Raw genomic sequence first — 20,156 nt, 5'->3', positions numbered from 1 at the left:
GGGAAGGGGAGTAAATCAAAGCCTCTCTCCTCTTAGGGGAGAGGTTTGGAGAGGGGTCAAATTATTTTCGTTGAACTCACGTTAAATCCCACATTCCGCACCCTCAACTGTCACAGATCAAAAAAGCCATTAAAGTAGTACATAATAACTAAAACCGATTCAAAGATTAAGAGAGTTAATGAGAATTAATAGTATTAAAAGGGACATGGTGTGAGAAAGTGAAGCTTGGTAACAAAAACAAAAGAAAAAAATGAATTGATAACCAAATAAGAAATAATTGATGACAACAGAAATAGTAGAGGAAACTGTTGTGAAATTAAAACCTCAAGAAATAGAAATTCAGAACATAGATCATCTAGGGATAGTAGCAGGAATCATAGATTCAATCGGAATAGTAGAAATAATAAATGAAATAATAGGAGTCGAAAAAGGAGAGAAAGTAAGTCCGGGTCAAGTAGTAAAAGCCATGCTGAAGGGGGGACAAAATCAACTAAAAGACTGACTGTATCAGGTTCATAGCTCTTAGACCTCGTTGATAATACTTGCGCTTATTAGGATTAAGTCTCATTAATTGGGCTACCAAAGATTGACAATTATCCATAAAACTGACCCAAGTATAACCATATAGACCAATATAAAAACTGCTATTTCGTCTGGTACTACGGCTCTTTTCTTTAACTCTTCCGACATATTATTGTACACCCTTGCGTTTAATCTGTTGTCCTTGAATTGTCGCTGATGTGTAGGCAATAGCTATTAACAAAATTAGTGAAATCAACCGTTCTCCCGTGACTTTTGTATCTTCTAAATTATAACCTCCTGTTTTAAAATCTCTAAACATTTCCTCAATATCAAAGCGTTGTTTATAAGCTGTAATGGCTGCTCCTAACTCTGGTAAATCTATGAGAATGAACCATCCTTCTTTTGGTGCTATACCCTTGAGCTTCCGTTTCCATTTACAGGCTAAATTAAAATATCCAAAACCTTTAAGTTTCGTGACTTTCACTCCTGGTAAAAATAATGATAAACAAGAGTGCTAACCCCAAATCTTTCAACTCTAACCAAATCTCCGATTCTTTTTTGACAAATTCATTTTTTCTTAACCTTAAACAAAAGCTTAAACCTTGCTGCTTCAAGCAGTTCGCTAATTTGAACGAACAAAATTCTCTATCTCCCAACACACATATTTTATATTTTTTTACTATCGCTAAAATCTCGGTCAACGCTTCTGTTTGTTGTTTGAGATTACTATTTCCTTTTTGCTTCAATAATTCCAAATATATCGGTATTGCTCGTTTCTCCCATACTATGCTTATCATTAATAAATTTATACATGACCATTTAGTCCGGTCTATTACTAGATATATTGTTTCTTTCTCTTCAAAGTATGTCTCTAACAAAACTTCAACTATTGGCAACCATATTTTCTTTATTGTTAATTTTGGTGATGATAAAAATATTTGTATTTTTTTGCGTCTGCTTTCAAATTTTATGGGTATCGGTAGCGCATTCGCTAAACTTTCTAGACTCACTTGTTTAATTGATTGTAAAATCTGGATGAGGATTTTTAACAACAAGTATTCTGCTAGACTTAATTGACTTCTGAGATGGTTTTGATAGAATGTTGGTATCATTTTCATTAGATAGGTATTATTGACAATAATTGACCTATCTTTTTCTACCATAAATCGTCACATTCTTTACATAGCCTTGCTTTCAGCTTTGTTTGTCCCCCCTTCAGTCTAATTACAGCAGATTTGGGTTACATGAGGTACACACCCCTCCACTTACCAAGGGGAGGGTGCGCGATAGCGCGGGTGGAGTAATTATTGGGGTTTAGACTAATGTGAGGAGTACAATAGGTAACACTAAACATAGTCTAAACTCCAAATATCCATATTTTCTAGATTCATATCATAGTCCCGTAATTCCCATCTATCTTTGCTCTCACTGTAGTAATTAAGGGTTTCTAAATTGGGAGTTTTGGCATTAAAATCACCAAATTCTAAACCTAAATCTTCATTACTAATAGATACAACAACCGACGGTAATTGAGATGATTCTGATTGAAAAGGTAAGGGAAAACTACCACCAATATTGCCAATATCAGTCGGAAATTGAGAACCGATATCAATCATATCAAAAGGTAAAAAAGAATCTAAAGGTGGAAAGAAAGAAGGCATAGAAGGCGAAGGATTTGTAGGTTGAGGTTGTTGGGGATTTGTACCATTTTCCGCCGTACTGATGATAATTTCCCGCACTTGACTTTCTGTTAAATTCGGGTTAGCACTCAGCATCAAAGCTACTACACCAGCAACGTGGGGAGCGGCCATAGAAGTACCGCTATAACTAGCATATTTATTATCAGGAATTGTAGAATAAACATCCTTACCTGGAGCAGTTACATATTTAATTTCTTGAGAACCAGAACGATTAGAAAAATCAGTCAGTTGATTATTTTTATCCACCGCCCCCACAGCAATACCTGACTTATCAGCATAACGTGCAGGATAAGATGGTGTAGCATCGCCACTATTACCTGCGGCCATCACCACAATTACACCTTTACTGCTCGCATATTCAATAGCTGATTTGAGAGTATTATTACCAGAATTTCCTCCTAAACTGAGGTTAATAACATTAGCACCATTATCTACAGCGTAACGGATACCATTAGCGATATTTGCATAAGAACCTGAGCCATTTTCATCTAAAACTTTAACTGCCATAATTTGCGAATTATAGGCAATTCCAGTTACACCAATACCGTTATTTTCGGCGGCAATAGTTCCCGAAACATGAGTTCCGTGTCCATTATTATCTAAAACATTATTGTTGTTACTATTAAAATTCCAACCTAAAAAATCATCAACATAACCATTACCATCATCGTCTATTCCATTACCAGCAATTTCTTTGGTATTAGTCCAAATATTATTTTTTAAATCTTCGTGATTATAGTCAACTCCTGTATCTAAAACTGCAACAATTACACCTTTTCCTGTATGTCCATTTTGCCAAGCTGTGGGAGCATTTACCATGTCTGCACCCCAATTATTTCCACCCAATTTTGGAGCATCTGGATAGGGAGTTACACCAGTTGCTTTACTCACTGCTTTTCCTGCATTGACTAAACCATAACCATTTTGAGAGTTATAGCTGTTTGCAGTCACATGAGACTGAATATTTTTATCTTTTGGTAAGCTACTACGATTACTCCAATTTAAACTATTGTCAATGGGAGTTTGAAAAGCATCACCTGAGTAAACAGGTGTAATGTTGATTTCCTGACGGGAGGAAAAATAGTTACTATTATTCAATGTCATCAGACTTTTATCCTTAAAATAATAATCTTTTTTTCGCAGTCTGAATCTTTCAAACTTTGTCAGATAAAAGTTTGAAACAACGTTAAAACTTACAGTTATTCCCCTTAGTTAAAAAATACTATGAATCCTCTCAGATAAAAAGCTAATTTGATTACGAAGTTATTATTTTAAAATTAAACTTTGCTCACAAAATCTAAGTCATAATTTAATAACTTAATGCTAGAAAAATGTGAGGAATTAATAACAATAAATAGAATAATAATAAACAGGTAGAATGCACCGAAAGTAGCAAAAAAGACAGTTTTAGAGTATTAAACAGATTCTCGCCAATTAGCTGGTGTTTCGATATAATCAGGAAGGCGAGTAGTGCGATCGCCCACTGCGTTAATTATCTGTTCAGATTTCAGGTTTTTAGCACCAGTTAAAGTTGCCCCAATCAGTTTAACATCATCAAGTTGAGCGCCTAATAAATTAGCACCGATGAGGTTAGCTTCAGAAAGATCAGCTTCATCAAGTATTGCTTGAGAAAGATTAGCGCCCATCAAATTAGCATGATTTAAATCGGCTTCTGTTAAACTAGCTGCACTAAGGTTAGCAAAATAAATATCTGTTTGCTGTAATTTTGCAGCATTCAAATTTGCACCTTGTAAATTTGCACCATTAAGATTTGCACCTTGTAAATTTGCCGCAATTAACCCTGCTAAACGTAAATTAGTTTTCCCTAATTTCGCACCTTGCAAATTAGCTAAAAATAACTTAGCACCTGATAAATTAGCAGCCTTGAGATTAGCTTGTTGCAAATTAGCTTTATACAAGTTGGCAGATTGCAAATTAACTGAACGCAAACTTGCACCAAACAAATTAGCGGAACTCAAGTTTACTCCATATAAATTGGCAAGATTCAGATTAGAACGACTCAAATTAGCTCCCCGTAAACTAGCTTTAAATAAGTTAGCTTGATAAAGAATCGAACCGATAATTTTAGCACCATCCAAAACCGCCTCACTTAAATCAGCATTTCGCAAATCTGCACCACACAAATCAGATCCTCGTAAGTCTACCCCTTGCAGTTTAGCTCCTGATAAATCAACTCGTCTGATGTCAGTATTACGTAAATCTAATTTTTGATTTTCTCGATCATGTTGAAAATTGCGTCTCCCAATCACAGTTAAAGCTGCTTGAATATCAGTACGCAGTTTCCAAGATTCTAATGGTAGAGAATAATTTGCTTGCTGTTGTCGGCGTATCCGATCACGATTGTTTCCGAAATCAATAGTCATGAAATCTTCTGGTTTTTGTACTTTCCTCTCTAGTTGTATGGGTGCATTTTCGCGGACAAACGCAGTCAGAATTTGCATAATTGTCCAATGTTCTTGGGGAAAATCTTGGGCAATTCTTTCTAAAGCATAAATAGCTCCTGTGCGTGTTTCTACCTTGTCATGTCCTAACTGGGAAATACTGCCAATAAAACGTTCTGCAATTAGTCTTTCTTGAAGAAGTTTGGTATTTTCAAGACTAATTGCTAGATTTTTCTCAGATGTAATTGCATTTTTTTCTATTGCTTGAGTTCTTTTGGCTGCATAATAAACATTAACTATGACAGCTACACCCAGAAAAACTATAGCAATAGTAGTTAATGCTTGATTTTTTTGAGATATTTGCTGTTGAAGTGATAACTTGTCAATATTAGTAGATGCGAAGACAATCAGTATCAATGACAGAAGTACAATAACGATGATAGTGATCAACCAATGCAATGTTGCATCTGTCTTTTTAGCAGACATACTAGAAAGATGCTTCACAATAATGAGTTATTACGGAGATGATAGAAGAAAACAGTATAGCATTTAGCCGCAATTTTAGATATGTAAAATTTTATTTCACACAAAAAAAGGTAAAGATTTTTTCCTTACCCTTTCCTTTTTACCCCTTAAAACAGAAGTTTTCGCGTATATATGGTCTATTAAATAGTAAACTTCGCTTCCCGTAGGTTTGCTCCCTCCAGGATAGCATCACTCAAAATTGCATCTTTTAAACTCGCTAAATATAAATTAGCTCGGCGTTTTACTTCTGACTCCTGACTCCTGACTCCTGACTCCTGACTCCTGCTGTATATTGATATTGAATCCCTGATGAAATTTATTTCAGTTTCCAGATGCAGCAAAATTCCCAACCAAGCCTAAAAAACCTAAAAAACCTAGTGTTAATAGGTGGTGGCCATAGTCATGCCATTGTTTTAAAACTTTTTGGTAATCAACCTGTGGCTGGAGTAAATTTGACGTTAATTACTCCAGATCAATATACACCATACTCTGGGATGTTACCCGGACATATTGCCGGATTTTACAATTATTTTCAATGCCATATTGACTTGCGAAATTTAAGCAACTTTGCTAATGCTCAGTTATATCTTGATCAAGTCGTAGGTTTGGATTTAGAAAATAATCAGGTTTTTTGTGCTAACGGATCTGTGGTAAATTTTGATATTCTCTCTCTTGATATTGGCAGCACTCCCGCTAAATTGTCTGTATCAGGTGCGGCAGAATATACAATTGCTGCTAAACCAGTTAAACAACTTTTAGAACATTGGTATAAATTACAAAAAATGGTTTCTGAAAATCCTCAAAAACCGCTAAGTATTAGTGTTGTAGGTGGTGGTTCTGGAGGTGTAGAATTAGCGTTATCAATGTTGGCAGGTTTACAGAAATTAGGAATAGAAAATTTAACAATACATCTATGGCAACGCACTGGGGAATTAATGCCAAATCATCACCCAACAGTGAGACGGATTATGGAGGATGTTCTAATTAATAAAGGTGTAAAATTACATTTAGGTGAAAATGTTTGTGAACTTGCACCTAAAAGAGATAATCAATTAGAAATTACATCAGAATCTGGGTTCAGATTAAAATGTAATCAAGTATTTTGGGTAACACAAGCCTCAGCAGCAAATTGGGTGAAAGATTCGGAAATTGCTACAGATAAAAAAGGGTTTATTTTAGTAAATGATAATTTGCAATCTATTAGTCATCCTCAGATTTTTGCGACTGGTGATATTGCCACAATGATTAATTATCATTTACCAAAAGCAGGTGTATTTGCGGTGCGTCAAGGTAAACCACTGTATGAAAATTTGCGAAGATTGATTTTGGGTAAATCACTAAAACCCTATAAACCACAAAAAGAGTATTTAAGTTTAATTGGTACTGGTGACGGGCGTGCCTTAGCTACGAGAGGAAATTTCACCTTACCACCTCATCCATTATTGTGGTACTGGAAAGACTGTATTGATCGGCAGTTTATGGCACAATTTTAAGCATTCAGCTATCAGTAATCAGTAATCAGCTACTTAAACTATAATTTTGTTAATCAATGAAAAACCAGTTATGGAATTAGAACAATTATTTTGTGAAATAGATGATTTCTGTTTAACATTTGAAAAAAAGCCAACTCAGGAATGATAACAGATAAATCACAGAAAAGGAAAAGAACAAGTTGCTTATGTTTGAGTGAAATCATGACTATTATTGTTCATTTTCATCAATCTAGTTATCGTAACTTTCAAAACTATTATACAAGCGTGGTATGGGTGGTAATTCTGTGCATTTTTAGAGGTAGTTAACAGCTGGGATGAAGAGGATAAATATTATGAATCAATCACTTTACCTAGTACCACAACAGCAGAATTAATAAAGAGTTCTGTAGGATTTATTTAGCAACCACCAAAGATTTCTGAAATTAGAATTTTCCTTATATGCTTATTTTTCTGCCAACCAAGAAAAAAATCAACAGAGAGAAAAGATAGGTGAGCTAGTTATTATATATAATGAAAACATGGAATTTATTGATGAAAACTGGATTTTAGAAATAGATTCTCCTCTGCTTCAGAAGAGATAAATTACTGGTTGATATTATAAAAATCACTTCTTTCTTCTCTTCCTTCTTCTCTTCGTGTCTCCGTGGTTCATTAAAAAAAGCATAATCATCTTCAAGATGACAAAATATAACACTTATGCCCTAATATTTAAATTGCACCTGTATATACCTGTAAAATTTGCCCCATGAGTCAAATTATTTGGATCGCCAGACACGCCAACCGCCTTGATTTTGTAAACCCTGACTGGTTTCTCACAGCCGAAAAACGCTATGATCCACCATTATCAGATGATGGCATGATCCAAGCACAACAACTAGCAAAAAGACTCAAAGGCGAAAAAATCAAACATATTTTTGCCTCACCCTTTTTGCGAACAGTGCAAACCGCCAACGCAGTCGCCGAAGCATTAGAATTAGAGATTAGACTAGAAACAGGCTTGAGTGAGTGGTTAAATCCCGCATGGATGACAGAAGAACCAGAAAGACTCTCAACCCCAGAATTAAAAGCATTATTCCCTAGAATAGACACAGGCTACACGCCCCAGATAGCAGCAAAATACCCCGAAACCCATGAACAAGTCAGACACCGTTCTGCACAAACCGCTAGATGTTTAGCAGCAGAATTTTGGCCAGATGATATTCTGTTAGTAGCACATGGGGCTTCTGTGTTAGGTGCGGCGATGGGATTTGTGGGGGATATAGCTAAAGCAGAAGTTAAAGCTACTTTATGTTCTTTAGTAAAAGTGGTGCGTCAAGAATCACAATGGTTACTAGAACTAAAAGGAGATACTTCTCATTTAACTACAGTAGAGGAAGTAGTAAGATTTGTATAAGACAGGAGTCAGGAGTCAGAAGTCAGGAGTCAGAATATTTGATTTCGCTTAATCATCTGAAGTAAACCTGAAAAATATCAATGCTGTTTACTGATAGGTAAATAATTACAGTACAAGTCACAAACCAACAAACAAACTAACTGATAAATTTTATGACATTACTATTAGCGGGAGATATCGGTGGCACGAAAACAATTTTACGCCTGGTGGAGTCTTCAAACTCATTAGGTTTAAAAACATTGTATGAGGAAAGTTACCGCAGTGGTGATTTTCCTGATTTAGTACCAATTGTACAAAAATTTTTAGCCGCAGCAAATACATCAACAGGCAATATATCTACACCAGAAAAAGCCTGTTTTGCGATCGCCGGACCCGTAGTAAAAAACACCGCTAAACTCACTAACTTAGCTTGGTTTTTAGACACGGAAAGATTAGCACAACAATTAAATATTCCGGCAATTTCCCTAATTAATGACTTTGCTGCTGTTGGTTATGGTATTTTTGGTTTAACCACACAAGATTTAGTCACCTTACAAGTTGGTAAATATCAACCCGATGCACCGATGGCAGTTATTGGTGCAGGAACAGGTTTAGGACAAGGTTTTTTAATCAAACAAGGAAACCAATATCAAGTTTTTCCCTCCGAAGGTGGCCACGCAGATTTTGCCCCCCGCAATGAATTAGAATTTCAACTGTTGAAATATTTATTAGCTAAACATGATATTCAACGCGCATCTGTAGAAAGAGTAGTTTCCGGTTTAGGAATCACTTCCATTTACCAATTTTTAAGAGATAGACAAATAGACACAGAAAACCCAGAAATAGCCCAAATAGTCAGAACCTGGGAACAAGAAACCGGAAAAGCAGAAAAAACCGTTGATCCTGGTGCTGCTATTGGTAGTGCAGCTTTAGAAAAAAGCGATCGCCTATCAGAACAAACCATACAAATGTTCGTCGAAGCTTACGGTGCAGAAGCCGGTAACTTAGCCTTAAAACTTTTACCCTACGGAGGATTATACATTGCTGGCGGTATCGCTCCAAAAATTCTACCTTTGATGCAAAATGGCAGTTTTATGTTAAATTTCACCCAAAAAGGCAGAATGCGTTCCCTCCTCGAAGAAATACCTGTTCACATCATTCTTAATCAACAAGTAGGATTAATAGGTGCGGCTTTATCTGCTTCTAGGTTATAACTAGCAGGTAAGCTATCAGTAATCAGTAATCAGTAATCAATTTTTCCTATTTCTAACTAATAGCTGATAGCTGATAGCTGATAGCTGCCCAACCACCAGAACAGGAAGTTGCATATTTAGTCACTTACAATGAATTTCCTTACAGCTATGCTAAGATGAGCAATCCACAACAAATATTGAATCAAGCAAAAGAAAATACCTTAAAAGCAACACAAAGCAATTTAATTAGTGAACGTAATATTCGCAGTTCAAACGGTCATCCGGGTAAGGAAATTCAATATATAGATTCGGCTGGTAAAGTAACTACAAATCGAATGTTTGTAGCTGAAGGCAGATTATATCAAGTAATGGCGATAGTTTCTAGAAAACAGCGTTCCACATTAGAAAAAACTGTTACCGGATATTTAAATTCTTTTCAGTTAGTTTTGAGAAGATGAGACAATTTTAGATTTTAGATTGTTGATTTTGGATTATAAAAAAGACAAAATTACTCAATGTCTAAAAATTTCTATTTCTTGTGGTGCGGGCATCTTGCCCGCTAATGAATCTAGGACGGGCAGGATGCCCATCCCACAACATCAAATAATTTATCTTTTAGTATTCCCTGTTGTAGTCGAAGTTGGAGTATTTACCGCTTTTAATTTTGCCTTTTCTTGTTGATATAAACTGACAACTTTTTTCACATAATCACCAGTAAAACCTTTATCACAACCTGTATAAAGTCCCGTCATCCACCAACAAGCAGCACCAGTAACAGCAGCATTTTCATTATTATTCCTAGCTTTAAATTGGTTGGTTAACTCCCGTTTAATAATACAAGAAACCACTTGACGGGTAAGTTTTGGATCATTCTCAAATTGAGATGTTGTTAACTCTTTTTTTAAACAAAATCTTGACCAACCTTTTAAAGTTTGGGGTTTAATTTGCCAGTCAGTGTGATATCCGGGAGTAGGCTTTTTCTTCTGGGGTGCAGCTAGTCGCAACGCTTCTACCATTGCTGCAACTTGAGTATCAGCAACAGGTGATTTTTCTGCTTGGGCTGCTAATGGTAACATTCCTACACTAAAAATCACACCAGCAACTAAGGATCTCATTAATTTGTTATTCATGGCTATCCACTCTTATGAAACAAAAATCAATCGTTAAGAAACCAGGTTTCTACATAAGTCCTAATGATAATTTATTTCTGTCACCTCTTGCCTTTTGCCTTTTTACTGTCACCTGTCACCTGTCACCTGTCACCTAATACTAAATTTTCTATTTCCTCTGCTTTATTGGGTAATGCTGCTGTTAAAACCTCACTACCAGATTCAGTAACTAAAACATCATCCTCAATCCTAATTCCCCGCACATCTGCAAACTGTTCTAACCGTTCCCAGTTAACTAAATATTGATATTGATCACGAACTTTGGGATCATTTAAAATACCTGGAACTTGATAAAATCCTGGTTCAATTGTTACCAACATTCCCGGTTTTAAAGGACGATTTAAACGTAGATAACTTAACCCAAAGCGATCGCTTCTTTTTCTTCCTTCCTCATACCCTGCCAAATCTCCCAAATCTTCCATATCATGCACATCTAAACCTAATAAATGTCCAATACCGTGGGGGAAAAACAACGCATGAAGATCCATTTTTACCAAATCTTCTGGTTTACCTCTTAAAATTCCCAAATCTACCAAACCTTCAGCAATAATACCAGCAGCTAACAGATGAATATCCCCATATTCCACACCAGGGGCAATTTTTTCAATACAAGCATCATGGGCAGCTAACACAATATCATAAATATCCCTTTGGGTAGAAGAAAACTTCCCAGAAACAGGCCAAGTACGAGTAATATCAGCCGCCCAACCAGTTTCCGTTTCCGCACCCACATCAGCTAACAGTAAATCACCTGGTTGCAAAGAGTGATGATAATGTCCATTATGTAAAACTTCCCCATGTACAGTTACAATACTTGTGTAAGCAGTTGTCATATTATAACCCATAATTACCGCTTCCATTGCAGCGCGGACTTCTGCTTCTAATTTTGCTTTCCTAGTTGCAGCCATTCCCGCTTGATGTGCTTCCACACTCACAGCCGCCGCCTTACGTAATTCTACCAATGCGGCTTCATCGTGGATAATACGTAAAGAAATAATCGCTTTAGCTAATTGTAAATCTATTCCTTCCGGTACTTGTCGAGGTAATATCCATCTATCTAATAATTGTGATTGCTTTGTCCAAGTAGTTGCATCTTGCACAGCAAGAGTGGCCACATTTTCTAAATAATCTTTTAATTCTGTCAGCGGCCTAGCGTCATCTGCACCGATTTTAGCCGCTATTTCTTCACGGGTGGGCGTTTCTCCATGCCACAGGGCGCTACTAGGGTGAGGGTCATCTATAAATAATTGTAGATTGCCCCTTTCTAGGCGAATAGCAGCATTTTCCAGAGGAAAACCCGCAAAATAAAGAAAATGACTGTTAGCGCGGAAAGGAAAGAGATTAGCGGCAAAGTTACGAGGACTGCTACCACCAGACCACAGAACAGCAGGAAAATCAATTAATGCTGCTAATTTTTGGCGACGGTGGCGCAAGGTTTCAGAAAGGCAACTCTGAGTGTACATAGACTATCAGTATATGGTAGTAACTGCTTGCGATTGCGATTGGGTGAAAAAATTGGACATTTTCCAACTGATTAATTTTAACAAATAAAATTTATAAATTCATTGTATATATCAGGATAAATTCCATTTATTTTTAGTTAATTTAAAAGGCTATATTATTATAGATAACATGATCAAAATATTTACTAAAATCAATGCAAACTCAACAAATAACCCCATTGAATAAAAACTATCATTTGCACTATTCCTTTAATAAAAACTCTCGTAAACCAGTAATTCTGTTTTTACACGGGTTTATGGGAAATATTTATGAATTTGATGAAGCAATTCAACTATTAGGTGATGATTTTTCTTATCTTACCCTGGATTTGCCAGGACATGGTAAAACAAAAGTTTTATGCGGTGATGAATGTTATAAAATAGAAAATACCGCCCAAGCTATCATCAACTTATTAGATGAATTAGAAATAGCACAATGTTTTTTAGTTGGTTATTCAATGGGAGGAAGATTAGGATTATATCTCACTTTACATTTTCCAGAAAGATTTATCAAAGTTGTATTAGAATCTGCTTCTCCTGGTTTACCAACAGATGCAGAAAGATTATCCCGGATTAAAAGTGATTATCAAATTACCCGAAAATTAATTAGGATGATTGATAAATCGGAATTTCAGTTTTTTTTGTACAATTGGTATAATCAGCCAATTTTTGGTAATATCAAAAATCATCCAGCATATTACAAGATGATAGAAAGTAGGTTAGAAAATAATCCTTTAGCACTTGCCAAATCTTTGCAATTTATGGGTAATGGATACCAACCTTCTTTGTGGACAAAAATAGAAGCCAATCAAATTCCGTTACTTTTATTAGTAGGTGAATATGATGAAAAATTCGTCCATATTAATACAGCAATGTATTACAGAAATCCATTAGTAACTCAACTGCAAGTCATTCAAAAAGCTGGACATAATATTCACTTAGAAAATACACGGGATTTTGTGGATCATGTCGGAAAATTTTTGTGAGAAAACTAAACTACAATTTTAAAATCTCAAATTACCTGATTTGTTGTGAATCTGGCAAAGAATTTGATGGTGGTGCTGGTAATGCTTGAGGATTATTCACTGTTCGTTGATTAGCTAGTGCTAATTCTTCTTGTAAAACCTTTTGATAAACTTGAGGTAAAAAACGAGTATTAGAATTAGTTTCTATCCCATATCCTAAACTTGTCCAAGTGGGAGAAAGTCGGCGTAAAACATCATTTAATTTGCCATTACGTAACTGTTGAGAAATATCAATTCCCCAAACTTTAGAATCATTCAACCAACGATAAACAACTATATCTTGATATTCAGCGTCAAAACTATAACTATGCCAAAATCTCAACCCTGGGGGATGAGGATGATAACGGGGTGCAATGTCATACCAAGTAGTATTAATAATTTGATATCTACCCGCAGCAGTAGAACAATTTCCTTTATTTGGACCATTGACAATGGTTACGCATATCTGTGGATGACGACTCAAATCATTCACCTGTTTACCACCATATAACACAGAATAAGGACGTTGAGTATTAGACTCACTAAAAGAAATCGTCCGCATCAAAGCACGGATGTAAGGATCTCCGTCTTTCATCACCAAAGGCGGATTTTTTCGCTCAAATCTCGGATCTGTTGTTGATTGCAAATCGCCAAAAATGTACCATTGAAAAAGATACACAAAAGCCAGAAGTGACGCAATCGGACCAATTAATTTTTCTACACCTTTGAGTTTAATAGTCATTGGTTATAGCAGGGAACAGGGAATAGGGAACAGGGAATAGTTATTTTACCAATCACCAATTACCAATTACCAATTACCCATTACCTATTCCTTGAAATAATTCCTGGAAGCTTTTAGGGGTAACTTCAGGTTTAGCGACAATCTCGACAATTTTATTACGTGCAGCATTTTCAAACAAAGACTCGACACAAACTTGAGCTACTTTTTGCCGGGGGATGCTACCATCAAATAAAGTATCAGCGCCTTGCATAACTATCCCATCCGTGTTATCTTCGTTTTTCAGCCCTCCAGGTCTGACAATTGTATAAGTAAGTCCACTTTTCTGTATGTATTCCTCAGCTTGTTTTTTCCAGGCTAAAATTAACCAAAACAAGTTGAGGGGATGAAAAAACTGGGAAACACACAAAGAAGAAACCAGGATAAAATGTTCTATTTGCTGGGATTTTGCTACATCAACTAAGTTTTTCGTACCTTGAAAATCTACTTGATAGGGTCCTGTGGGATCAAAACTTGGTCTTGCACCAGTAGCGCACAGAACTACTGTACTATCACCTATGGCAGCAGTTAGGGTTTCTGGTGATAACACATCCCCCACAACTAACTCAACTTCAGGAGATAGGATAGCTTTAGCTTTTTCCTGATCCCGTACCAAAGCACGAACGGGAATATTTTTGGCTACTAACTCTTGTACAATGCGGCGACCGGTTTCACCTGTTGCACCTGCTACAAATACTTTCATGATTTACGCTATCCTGAGAAACTAATATGTGCTGTTTTCGTTCTTAATTGTAGTGATTCTATGGAGGTGATAACAGACTTTTTGATGTTTTGATGAAATTTGTATTTTTGTGTGAACAAACTCCCCCTGATTGGGAATCATTGGTATAGACAAACTTTTTAACTATACAGAAAACGCATTTATGGTAGCAAACAACTGGGAATTTCAAACCTTGGAAATAACTGAATCAGTTTTACCAGCGGGTTCAAGCGTAACCTCAGATGAAACACCAGCTAAAGAATCTCATGTAGGTCCTAGTAAATTCCATAGTCGTCATCAAGACTGCATGGAAATGTATGCTTCTCAAGAACAGGTTGCTGAATATTTCAATTCCCATTCTTCATGGTTTGTGCGTTGCGCTGAACCTATGAGGGTTGAACCTTTGGGTAAAAATGGTTATGCTTTGGTCATTGGCCGCTTTGGCGCTTTTGGCTATGAGGTAGAACCAAAAATAGGTTTGGAATTGTTAGCACCACAGGAACGTAAATACCACATCCGTACAATTCCTATCCCAGACTACCAAGCTCCTGGTTATGATGTGGACTATAATGCGTCTTTGGAATTAGTAGAAAGTTTGCCGGGGATGACTAGGGTAGAATGGCAGTTAGATTTGATTGTTGATCTGCATTTTCCCAGATTTATTCACCGTTTACCCCATGCTTTAATTCAGTCTACAGGCGATCGCCTACTGCATCAAATTGTCCGTCAAGTCTCCCGTCGTTTAACTCACAAAGTTCAAGAAGATTTTCATAACTCTCTCAATATTCCTTTTCATCCCAAGAAAAAGTTTTTTGGTCATTAGTCATAGGTGACAGGTGACAGGTGACAGGTGACAGGTGACAGGTGACAGTAAAAAGGGAACAGGGAACAGGGAATAGGGGAGAAAAATTTTAGATTTTAGATTTTAGATTTTAGATTGGAGTTGACAAAAACAATCCAAAATCCAAAATCCAAAATCCAAAATAAAAAACTCCTGACTCCTGACTCTTAAGCGTTGCTGAGAATTTTCAGGACAATTTCTACCCCAGAAACTGCTTGCCAAATAAACAGCCCTAAAATCCCAAAATTCAACAAAATATGAGTCGCCCGCGCCCAATTTGCCCCTTTTCGCATGAAGGGAGACAAAGACGCAGAAAATGCGATTAAACCAGTCATCCCCAAACCGGCTAACAAGTGTGGTCCAAAAAATAATTTACCGTTATTGATATAAGTAACAGCCATACCACCAATTGAACCTGCTACCATCAACGCCAAGATGATAGCCCCCATTTTCTCGTGTTTATCATTAAATTTAGCTTTAATTAGTTCTTTTCTTTCTTCTGCTGAAGCATTTCTGGTACGCTGTACTTGTAAACCTGAGTATGCTGCATACAAGGAGAGTGCTAATAATATCCACATCATTGTTGGGTGCAGGAAGTTTAACCCAAATTTGACCTCTGGAGAAAGTTCTAAACTCATCGCTTGGTTATCCAAATTATTAAATCTTAATAAAACTTAGCATAAATTGATTCAGGACTATCTTGTTTTTTATCTCTTGCTAAAGTGCAAACAACAAGCACAAACTAATTTTTGATGCTAAATCAAGCAATTTCCACCAGGGCGGAATTTCTTTTATGATTGACAAAAATGATAATTTACTGCTGAATGCGGCAAAAAGCGGCGATATCAAGCGGGTTGGTGAACTATTAGCTACTGGTGCTAATGTGGATGTATGCGATCGCAACGGCACTACAGCATTAATGTTTGCGGCTAATTTGGGTTATACGGAAATTGTGCGATCGCTCCTAGATTTTGGCGCTAACATCAATTTACCTAGAAAAACCTACGGATTAACAGCTTTAATGTTGGCTGCAAGCAATAATCAAGTTGATATTGTGAAGCTTTTAATATCTAAAGATGCGGATATCAATGCCGTTAATGAAGATGGCAGCACCGCTTTAATGGCAGCAACTCAAAAAGGTCATCTGGAAATTGTACAAATACTCTTAAATGCTGGTGCGGATGCTAGTATCACCGATACAGATAATGATAACGCCTTAAAACTTGCCATCAAACAAGGTTATACAGCAATTGTCAAAGCATTACTACAAAAAAGTAATTTTGTCAACACCCCAGATGCAGAAGGTGAAACACCTTTAATCATAGCCGCAGACTTGGGAACTTTAGATATAGTACAAACACTGTTATTACACGGTGCTGATCCCAACATCAAAAACCCCGATGGCAGTACAGCACTTTTAGCCGCAGCCGCAGCAGGACATAGTAACATTATTACAGCTTTATTAGATGCAGGTGCAGAAATTAATCATCAAGACAAAGAAGGAGAAACAGCATTAAACTTTGCTGTGGTTGAAGACTATTTAGATATAGTCAAAATCTTAATTAAACACGGTGCAAATGTAGAAATGAGAAATCATCTAGGAGATACACCCCTACTGATAGCCGCATTCCAAGGATATAGCGAAATCGTAGCAGCGTTAATGAGTGCAGGAGCAGATCCCAATAAAAAGAACTTTGGGGAAGTTGCCCTCACCTTAGCAGTATCTCAAGGACACACCCAAACAGTCAAAGTATTACTTGACAATAGTGCTAACATCAATGTTATAGCAGACGATGGCAAAACTGCTTTGGTAAAAGCTTTAGTTAGCAACCATCCAGAGATATTCCAACTGCTAATAGAAAAAGGTGCAGACGTGAATTTTCAAGACTCCGCAGGTGCAACAGCGTTAATGTATGCTGCATCAGAGGGTTATACTCAAGCTGTGCAGATGTTAGTTAATAATGGGGCGGATGTCAACTTAAAAAACCAAGGTGGTTATACAGCTTTAATGATTGCAGAATTTAACAGTTATCGCACAATGGCGAATATTTTAAGGCAAGCAGGGGCGCAAGAGTGATATTGAGTCCGGTTTTATTGCTGAGTGCTGATAGCTTATTAACTCACATCTTGCACCAACAAAATTTGATGTAATTTTATTACACCTTATAATTCCAAAAACCTTGATTTACCGTTTAAAACCAATAAAAATAAGGTAGTCTTATGGCGTATCTTTTTAAGTCATATAGGTTTGTACGGAGAGGTGCAAGAAATGAGTTAAGCAAAACTCCGCCGTAACTGATGTGAATTTGCTACGACGGAGAAACAAAAAATTGAAACACCAAGATTATCAAAAGCTTGAGTTACAAGGGTAGAAAAAAAGTAAACCTGAAGACTTAATTTACCTTTTACCTTTACCTTTGCGTTCTCTATCCCTCGATGTTTCCTACTGTGCTAGATTTACTTAATATATCAATTTCTTTTTTTGCGACAGTATTGGAATTATCATTTTTTGTGTCTAGAAATCTAAAATACAGAAAATAAATCTGTCTTGAGTGTGATTTTCTGGGTATTTATAAGCCTTTGGAGCGATTCTATATAAATAATTAAATTTTGAGATTTTTGATATTCAGTTTGGGTGATTGGTTATGATTACCGCATCTGTGCAAAAATTGGTAAACTCCCTATGGGTAGGTATCGGTTGTCAAAAAGGAATTTCTTCCGAGTTAGTTGGTGCAGCTATTGAAAAATTCTTTCAAGAATATCAGCTTGCCTATACCGATATTGCGGGTATTGCCACCATTGATATTAAAGCTTCAGAATTGGGTTTAAGAGAATTTTGCCGAGAACATAATTTACCTCTACAAACATTCACCGCAGAAGTTTTAGCTGGTGTAAGTGTTCCCAACCCTGGTAAAAGAATTACAGAAATAGTAGGAACACCGAGTGTAGCAGAAGCAGCAGCTATTTTAGCAGCATCTCATAAGACTTTAGAAGTGAGTTTATTAGTTCCCAAGCAAATTTTTCGTTTACCAGGGGAAGTAGGCGCAGTGACTATAGCAGTTGCAGGATGTAGAGTGTAGGGTAAAAATTAACTTTTTTGCTGACTCTTATTCTGCTATATAAAACCTAGACAAAGCTAGACTTTACTTTCTACTTCAACGGGAGCATGGGAGCGGTTATCCCTCAGTAGACTTGCACGCTGTAGCCCAACGCGACTTTCTCAGGTTAAGATTTGGAAACAGACTATCACTATCAATGCTTGGTTTTCGCGTCGGTAATAGTCTGATTCAATACTTGATATCTGAGGATTATATATCAAGTTGGCATTTTTCTGAGCTAACTTATGTCCATTTTTGTCAACATAAGTATATTTTTGTCTATAAAATGGTCAACTTAGGACAAGCTCTTATTACTGTCACCTGTCACCTGTCACCTGTTACCTGTCACCTGTCACCTAAATACCTTCTGCCTTCTTCAATCTACTACTCTCAGTACATAATTAATAATACTGGAAACAATTGCCAGTACAATAGAGCCGAGAAAAGCGGGGATAAAACCCTGAATTTCAAAACCTGAACCGGGAATGATAGCACTTGCTAACCACAGAGTTAAGGCATTAATGACAAAGGTAAATAAACCAAAAGTAATCAGGGTAATGGGAAATGCTAAAACACTCAAAATTGGGCGAATGATGGCATTTACCAACCCGATGACAATAGCAGCACCCAAGGCCGCTACAAAAGTCTTGATAATGAAACCTGGTACAATTTGAGATGTTACCAATAATGCTAACGCTGTACCCAGCCAAGTTAATAAAAAGTGTTTCATTTCATCCAATTTTGGATTTTAGATTTTGGATTTGAGATTGATTCTACAGTTGATATCTTCAAACTCAATGCAGCTATTGTTAATTTTTAATTTTTTCAACGTTGCTTGGGTAGTCGCCGCACGAAAGCTTCCCAAGTAGCTCCACCAACCACACCATCTGGTTGTAACCCATAACGAACTTGAGCCGCTTTGACTGCGGCTTCAGTGGTAATACCAAAGTCTCCATCTATAGCACCTTTTAAAAATCCCAAGGTTTGTAGTAGTCTTTGTAATTTGCTTACTTCTGAGCCTGTGTTGCCTAAACGCAAAATTGGCCAGCCGGCTGTAGTGTATTGAATCTTTGGATTTCGCTGATTGGGTGGAGTTGGCTGAAAGCTGGTGTTAGGCTTATTTTGGGCAGTTGTGGTTGGTTTGGGAGGATTCGGTTTTGGTACAACTGTGGCGTTATTAACCCTAGTGTTTCTACTGGGTTGAGCAGGAACTATCAAATTATTACTGGTGGTTGTTGGGACAACAGTTGGCAAGGTATTGGCAGCAACGGTTGATACATTAGGGAACAGTCTTTGCCAAGTAAGAGTATCTACAATACCATCTGGATTTAAGCCAGCTGCTTGTTTAAACTGAGAAACAGCCCTAGCTGTATCTTCTTGATAAACGCCATCTACTGCACCTGTATAAAACCCTAACAGTTTCAGTGCTGCTTGCAGTTCTGAGACTCGTTCACCTTGACTACCTATTTGCAAGGTAGGGCGGTTGATGTTACCTACTGTACTGGCTTGGGCAATTTCTATAGGTGCTGCTATTGATACTCTAGCAGAGGAGGCAAACAGTAAAGGGGTAACGGAAAATAAAAGTAAGCAACAGGACTGTTTTTTTCTTGAATAGTGGTAAATACTCTTTATCAAGTGATATTTCATATCATCTACCTGGGATATTATTATGCTCATCTTACAGTTTTTGATAGCAGGAGTCAGGAGTCAGTAGGAGAATTAAAGACATTTTTTCATTTCTGGCCGCCCAGAAAAGTGCAAGGTTTTTCAGACTCAAGACGCTATAACGAAAGCACCTACCGTCTTTTTTATGAGCCTTTTTGGTTTATTCAGCAT

At 36.9% G+C, this 20,156-nt stretch carries 16 protein-coding genes and 5 pseudogenes; 10 read left to right on the top strand and 11 right to left on the bottom strand.

Going from position 1 to position 20,156, the window contains the following annotated elements; genetic code table 11:
* Positions 1-280: 280 nt before the first annotated feature.
* Positions 281-481 (top strand): annotated as a pseudogene (locus K2F26_RS19940) (DUF4277 domain-containing protein); the annotation flags it as partial.
* 9 nt (positions 482-490) lie between these two features.
* Here the strand turns inward: K2F26_RS19940 and K2F26_RS19935 are convergent.
* The 4 genes and pseudogenes from K2F26_RS19935 to K2F26_RS25500 all read right to left on the bottom strand — a co-directional run.
* Positions 491-1,634 (bottom strand): annotated as a pseudogene (locus K2F26_RS19935) (IS4 family transposase).
* Between the two features lie 234 nt (positions 1,635-1,868).
* A complete protein-coding gene (locus K2F26_RS19930) occupies positions 1,869-3,326 on the bottom strand; it encodes a S8 family peptidase (protein ID WP_220609186.1) in 1,458 nt (485 codons plus the stop codon).
* A 311-nt stretch (positions 3,327-3,637) separates the two neighbouring features.
* Complete coding sequence (locus K2F26_RS19925) at positions 3,638-5,110, bottom strand: pentapeptide repeat-containing protein (protein ID WP_220609185.1); 1,473 nt, start codon at positions 5,108-5,110, stop codon at positions 3,638-3,640.
* A gap of 179 nt (positions 5,111-5,289) precedes the next feature.
* Positions 5,290-5,382: pseudogene (locus K2F26_RS25500) on the bottom strand (pentapeptide repeat-containing protein); the annotation flags it as partial.
* Between the two features lie 99 nt (positions 5,383-5,481).
* Here K2F26_RS25500 and K2F26_RS19915 point away from each other — a divergent pair.
* The 5 genes and pseudogenes from K2F26_RS19915 to K2F26_RS19900 form a co-directional block, all read left to right on the top strand.
* Positions 5,482-6,642, top strand: a complete 1,161-nt coding sequence (locus K2F26_RS19915) for an FAD-dependent oxidoreductase (RefSeq protein WP_220609183.1) — start codon at positions 5,482-5,484, stop codon at positions 6,640-6,642.
* A 70-nt stretch (positions 6,643-6,712) separates the two neighbouring features.
* Positions 6,713-6,900: pseudogene (locus tag K2F26_RS25495) on the top strand (IS982 family transposase); the annotation flags it as partial.
* Between the two features lie 487 nt (positions 6,901-7,387).
* On the top strand, positions 7,388-8,035 hold the full coding sequence (locus K2F26_RS19910; protein ID WP_187038758.1) for a histidine phosphatase family protein: 648 nt from the start codon (positions 7,388-7,390) through the stop codon (positions 8,033-8,035).
* A 152-nt stretch (positions 8,036-8,187) separates the two neighbouring features.
* Positions 8,188-9,228 carry a glucokinase gene (locus K2F26_RS19905; protein WP_220609182.1) on the top strand — a complete coding sequence of 347 codons (1,041 nt, stop codon included), beginning with the start codon at positions 8,188-8,190 and terminating at the stop codon, positions 9,226-9,228.
* Positions 9,229-9,305: 77 nt separating this feature from the next.
* Positions 9,306-9,665 (top strand): annotated as a pseudogene (locus tag K2F26_RS19900) (hypothetical protein); the annotation flags it as partial.
* Between the two features lie 150 nt (positions 9,666-9,815).
* Here K2F26_RS19900 and K2F26_RS19895 read toward each other — a convergent pair.
* Positions 9,816-10,337, bottom strand: coding sequence for a hypothetical protein (locus K2F26_RS19895; RefSeq protein WP_220609181.1), 522 nt, complete (start codon positions 10,335-10,337; stop codon positions 9,816-9,818).
* Positions 10,338-10,459: 122 nt separating this feature from the next.
* Positions 10,460-11,839: an aminopeptidase P family protein gene (locus tag K2F26_RS19890; protein WP_220609180.1), complete on the bottom strand. Its 1,380-nt coding sequence runs from the start codon at positions 11,837-11,839 to the stop codon at positions 10,460-10,462.
* A gap of 194 nt (positions 11,840-12,033) precedes the next feature.
* Here K2F26_RS19890 and menH point away from each other — a divergent pair, with 194 nt between their 5' ends.
* The gene (gene menH / locus K2F26_RS19885; RefSeq protein WP_220609179.1) at positions 12,034-12,864 is read left to right on the top strand and encodes a 2-succinyl-6-hydroxy-2,4-cyclohexadiene-1-carboxylate synthase; all 831 of its coding nucleotides are present in this window, start codon (positions 12,034-12,036) and stop codon (positions 12,862-12,864) included.
* Positions 12,865-12,895: 31 nt separating this feature from the next.
* Here menH and K2F26_RS19880 read toward each other — a convergent pair whose 3' ends face one another.
* Both K2F26_RS19880 and K2F26_RS19875 read right to left on the bottom strand, forming a co-directional pair.
* A complete protein-coding gene (locus K2F26_RS19880) occupies positions 12,896-13,624 on the bottom strand; it encodes a glycoside hydrolase family 24 protein (RefSeq protein WP_220609178.1) in 729 nt (242 codons plus the stop codon).
* A gap of 73 nt (positions 13,625-13,697) precedes the next feature.
* Complete coding sequence (locus K2F26_RS19875; RefSeq protein WP_220609177.1) at positions 13,698-14,363, bottom strand: SDR family oxidoreductase; 666 nt, start codon at positions 14,361-14,363, stop codon at positions 13,698-13,700.
* Between the two features lie 181 nt (positions 14,364-14,544).
* Here K2F26_RS19875 and K2F26_RS19870 point away from each other — a divergent pair, with 181 nt between their 5' ends.
* The gene (locus tag K2F26_RS19870) at positions 14,545-15,204 is read left to right on the top strand and encodes a DUF1997 domain-containing protein (protein ID WP_220609176.1); all 660 of its coding nucleotides are present in this window, start codon (positions 14,545-14,547) and stop codon (positions 15,202-15,204) included.
* A 185-nt stretch (positions 15,205-15,389) separates the two neighbouring features.
* Here K2F26_RS19870 and K2F26_RS19865 read toward each other — a convergent pair whose 3' ends face one another.
* On the bottom strand, positions 15,390-15,860 hold the full coding sequence (locus K2F26_RS19865; RefSeq protein WP_194051119.1) for a DUF4079 domain-containing protein: 471 nt from the start codon (positions 15,858-15,860) through the stop codon (positions 15,390-15,392).
* Between the two features lie 155 nt (positions 15,861-16,015).
* Between K2F26_RS19865 and K2F26_RS19860 the strand changes: the two genes are divergently transcribed.
* A complete protein-coding gene (locus tag K2F26_RS19860) occupies positions 16,016-17,299 on the top strand; it encodes an ankyrin repeat domain-containing protein (protein WP_220609175.1) in 1,284 nt (427 codons plus the stop codon).
* A 568-nt stretch (positions 17,300-17,867) separates the two neighbouring features.
* A complete protein-coding gene (locus K2F26_RS19855) occupies positions 17,868-18,302 on the top strand; it encodes a cobalamin biosynthesis protein (protein WP_220609174.1) in 435 nt (144 codons plus the stop codon).
* Between the two features lie 394 nt (positions 18,303-18,696).
* Here the strand turns inward: K2F26_RS19855 and K2F26_RS19850 are convergent, their stop codons facing one another.
* Both K2F26_RS19850 and K2F26_RS19845 read right to left on the bottom strand, forming a co-directional pair.
* Positions 18,697-19,050 carry a phage holin family protein gene (locus tag K2F26_RS19850; protein ID WP_194051113.1) on the bottom strand — a complete coding sequence of 118 codons (354 nt, stop codon included), beginning with the start codon at positions 19,048-19,050 and terminating at the stop codon, positions 18,697-18,699.
* A 95-nt stretch (positions 19,051-19,145) separates the two neighbouring features.
* Positions 19,146-19,967, bottom strand: a complete 822-nt coding sequence (locus K2F26_RS19845) for a peptidoglycan-binding domain-containing protein (protein WP_220609173.1) — start codon at positions 19,965-19,967, stop codon at positions 19,146-19,148.
* Between the last annotated feature and the right edge of the window lie 189 nt (positions 19,968-20,156).

Source organism: Sphaerospermopsis torques-reginae ITEP-024 (assembly GCF_019598945.1).
Taxonomy (GTDB): domain Bacteria; phylum Cyanobacteriota; class Cyanobacteriia; order Cyanobacteriales; family Nostocaceae; genus Sphaerospermopsis.
This window is presented reverse-complemented; position numbering and strand designations above follow the sequence as displayed.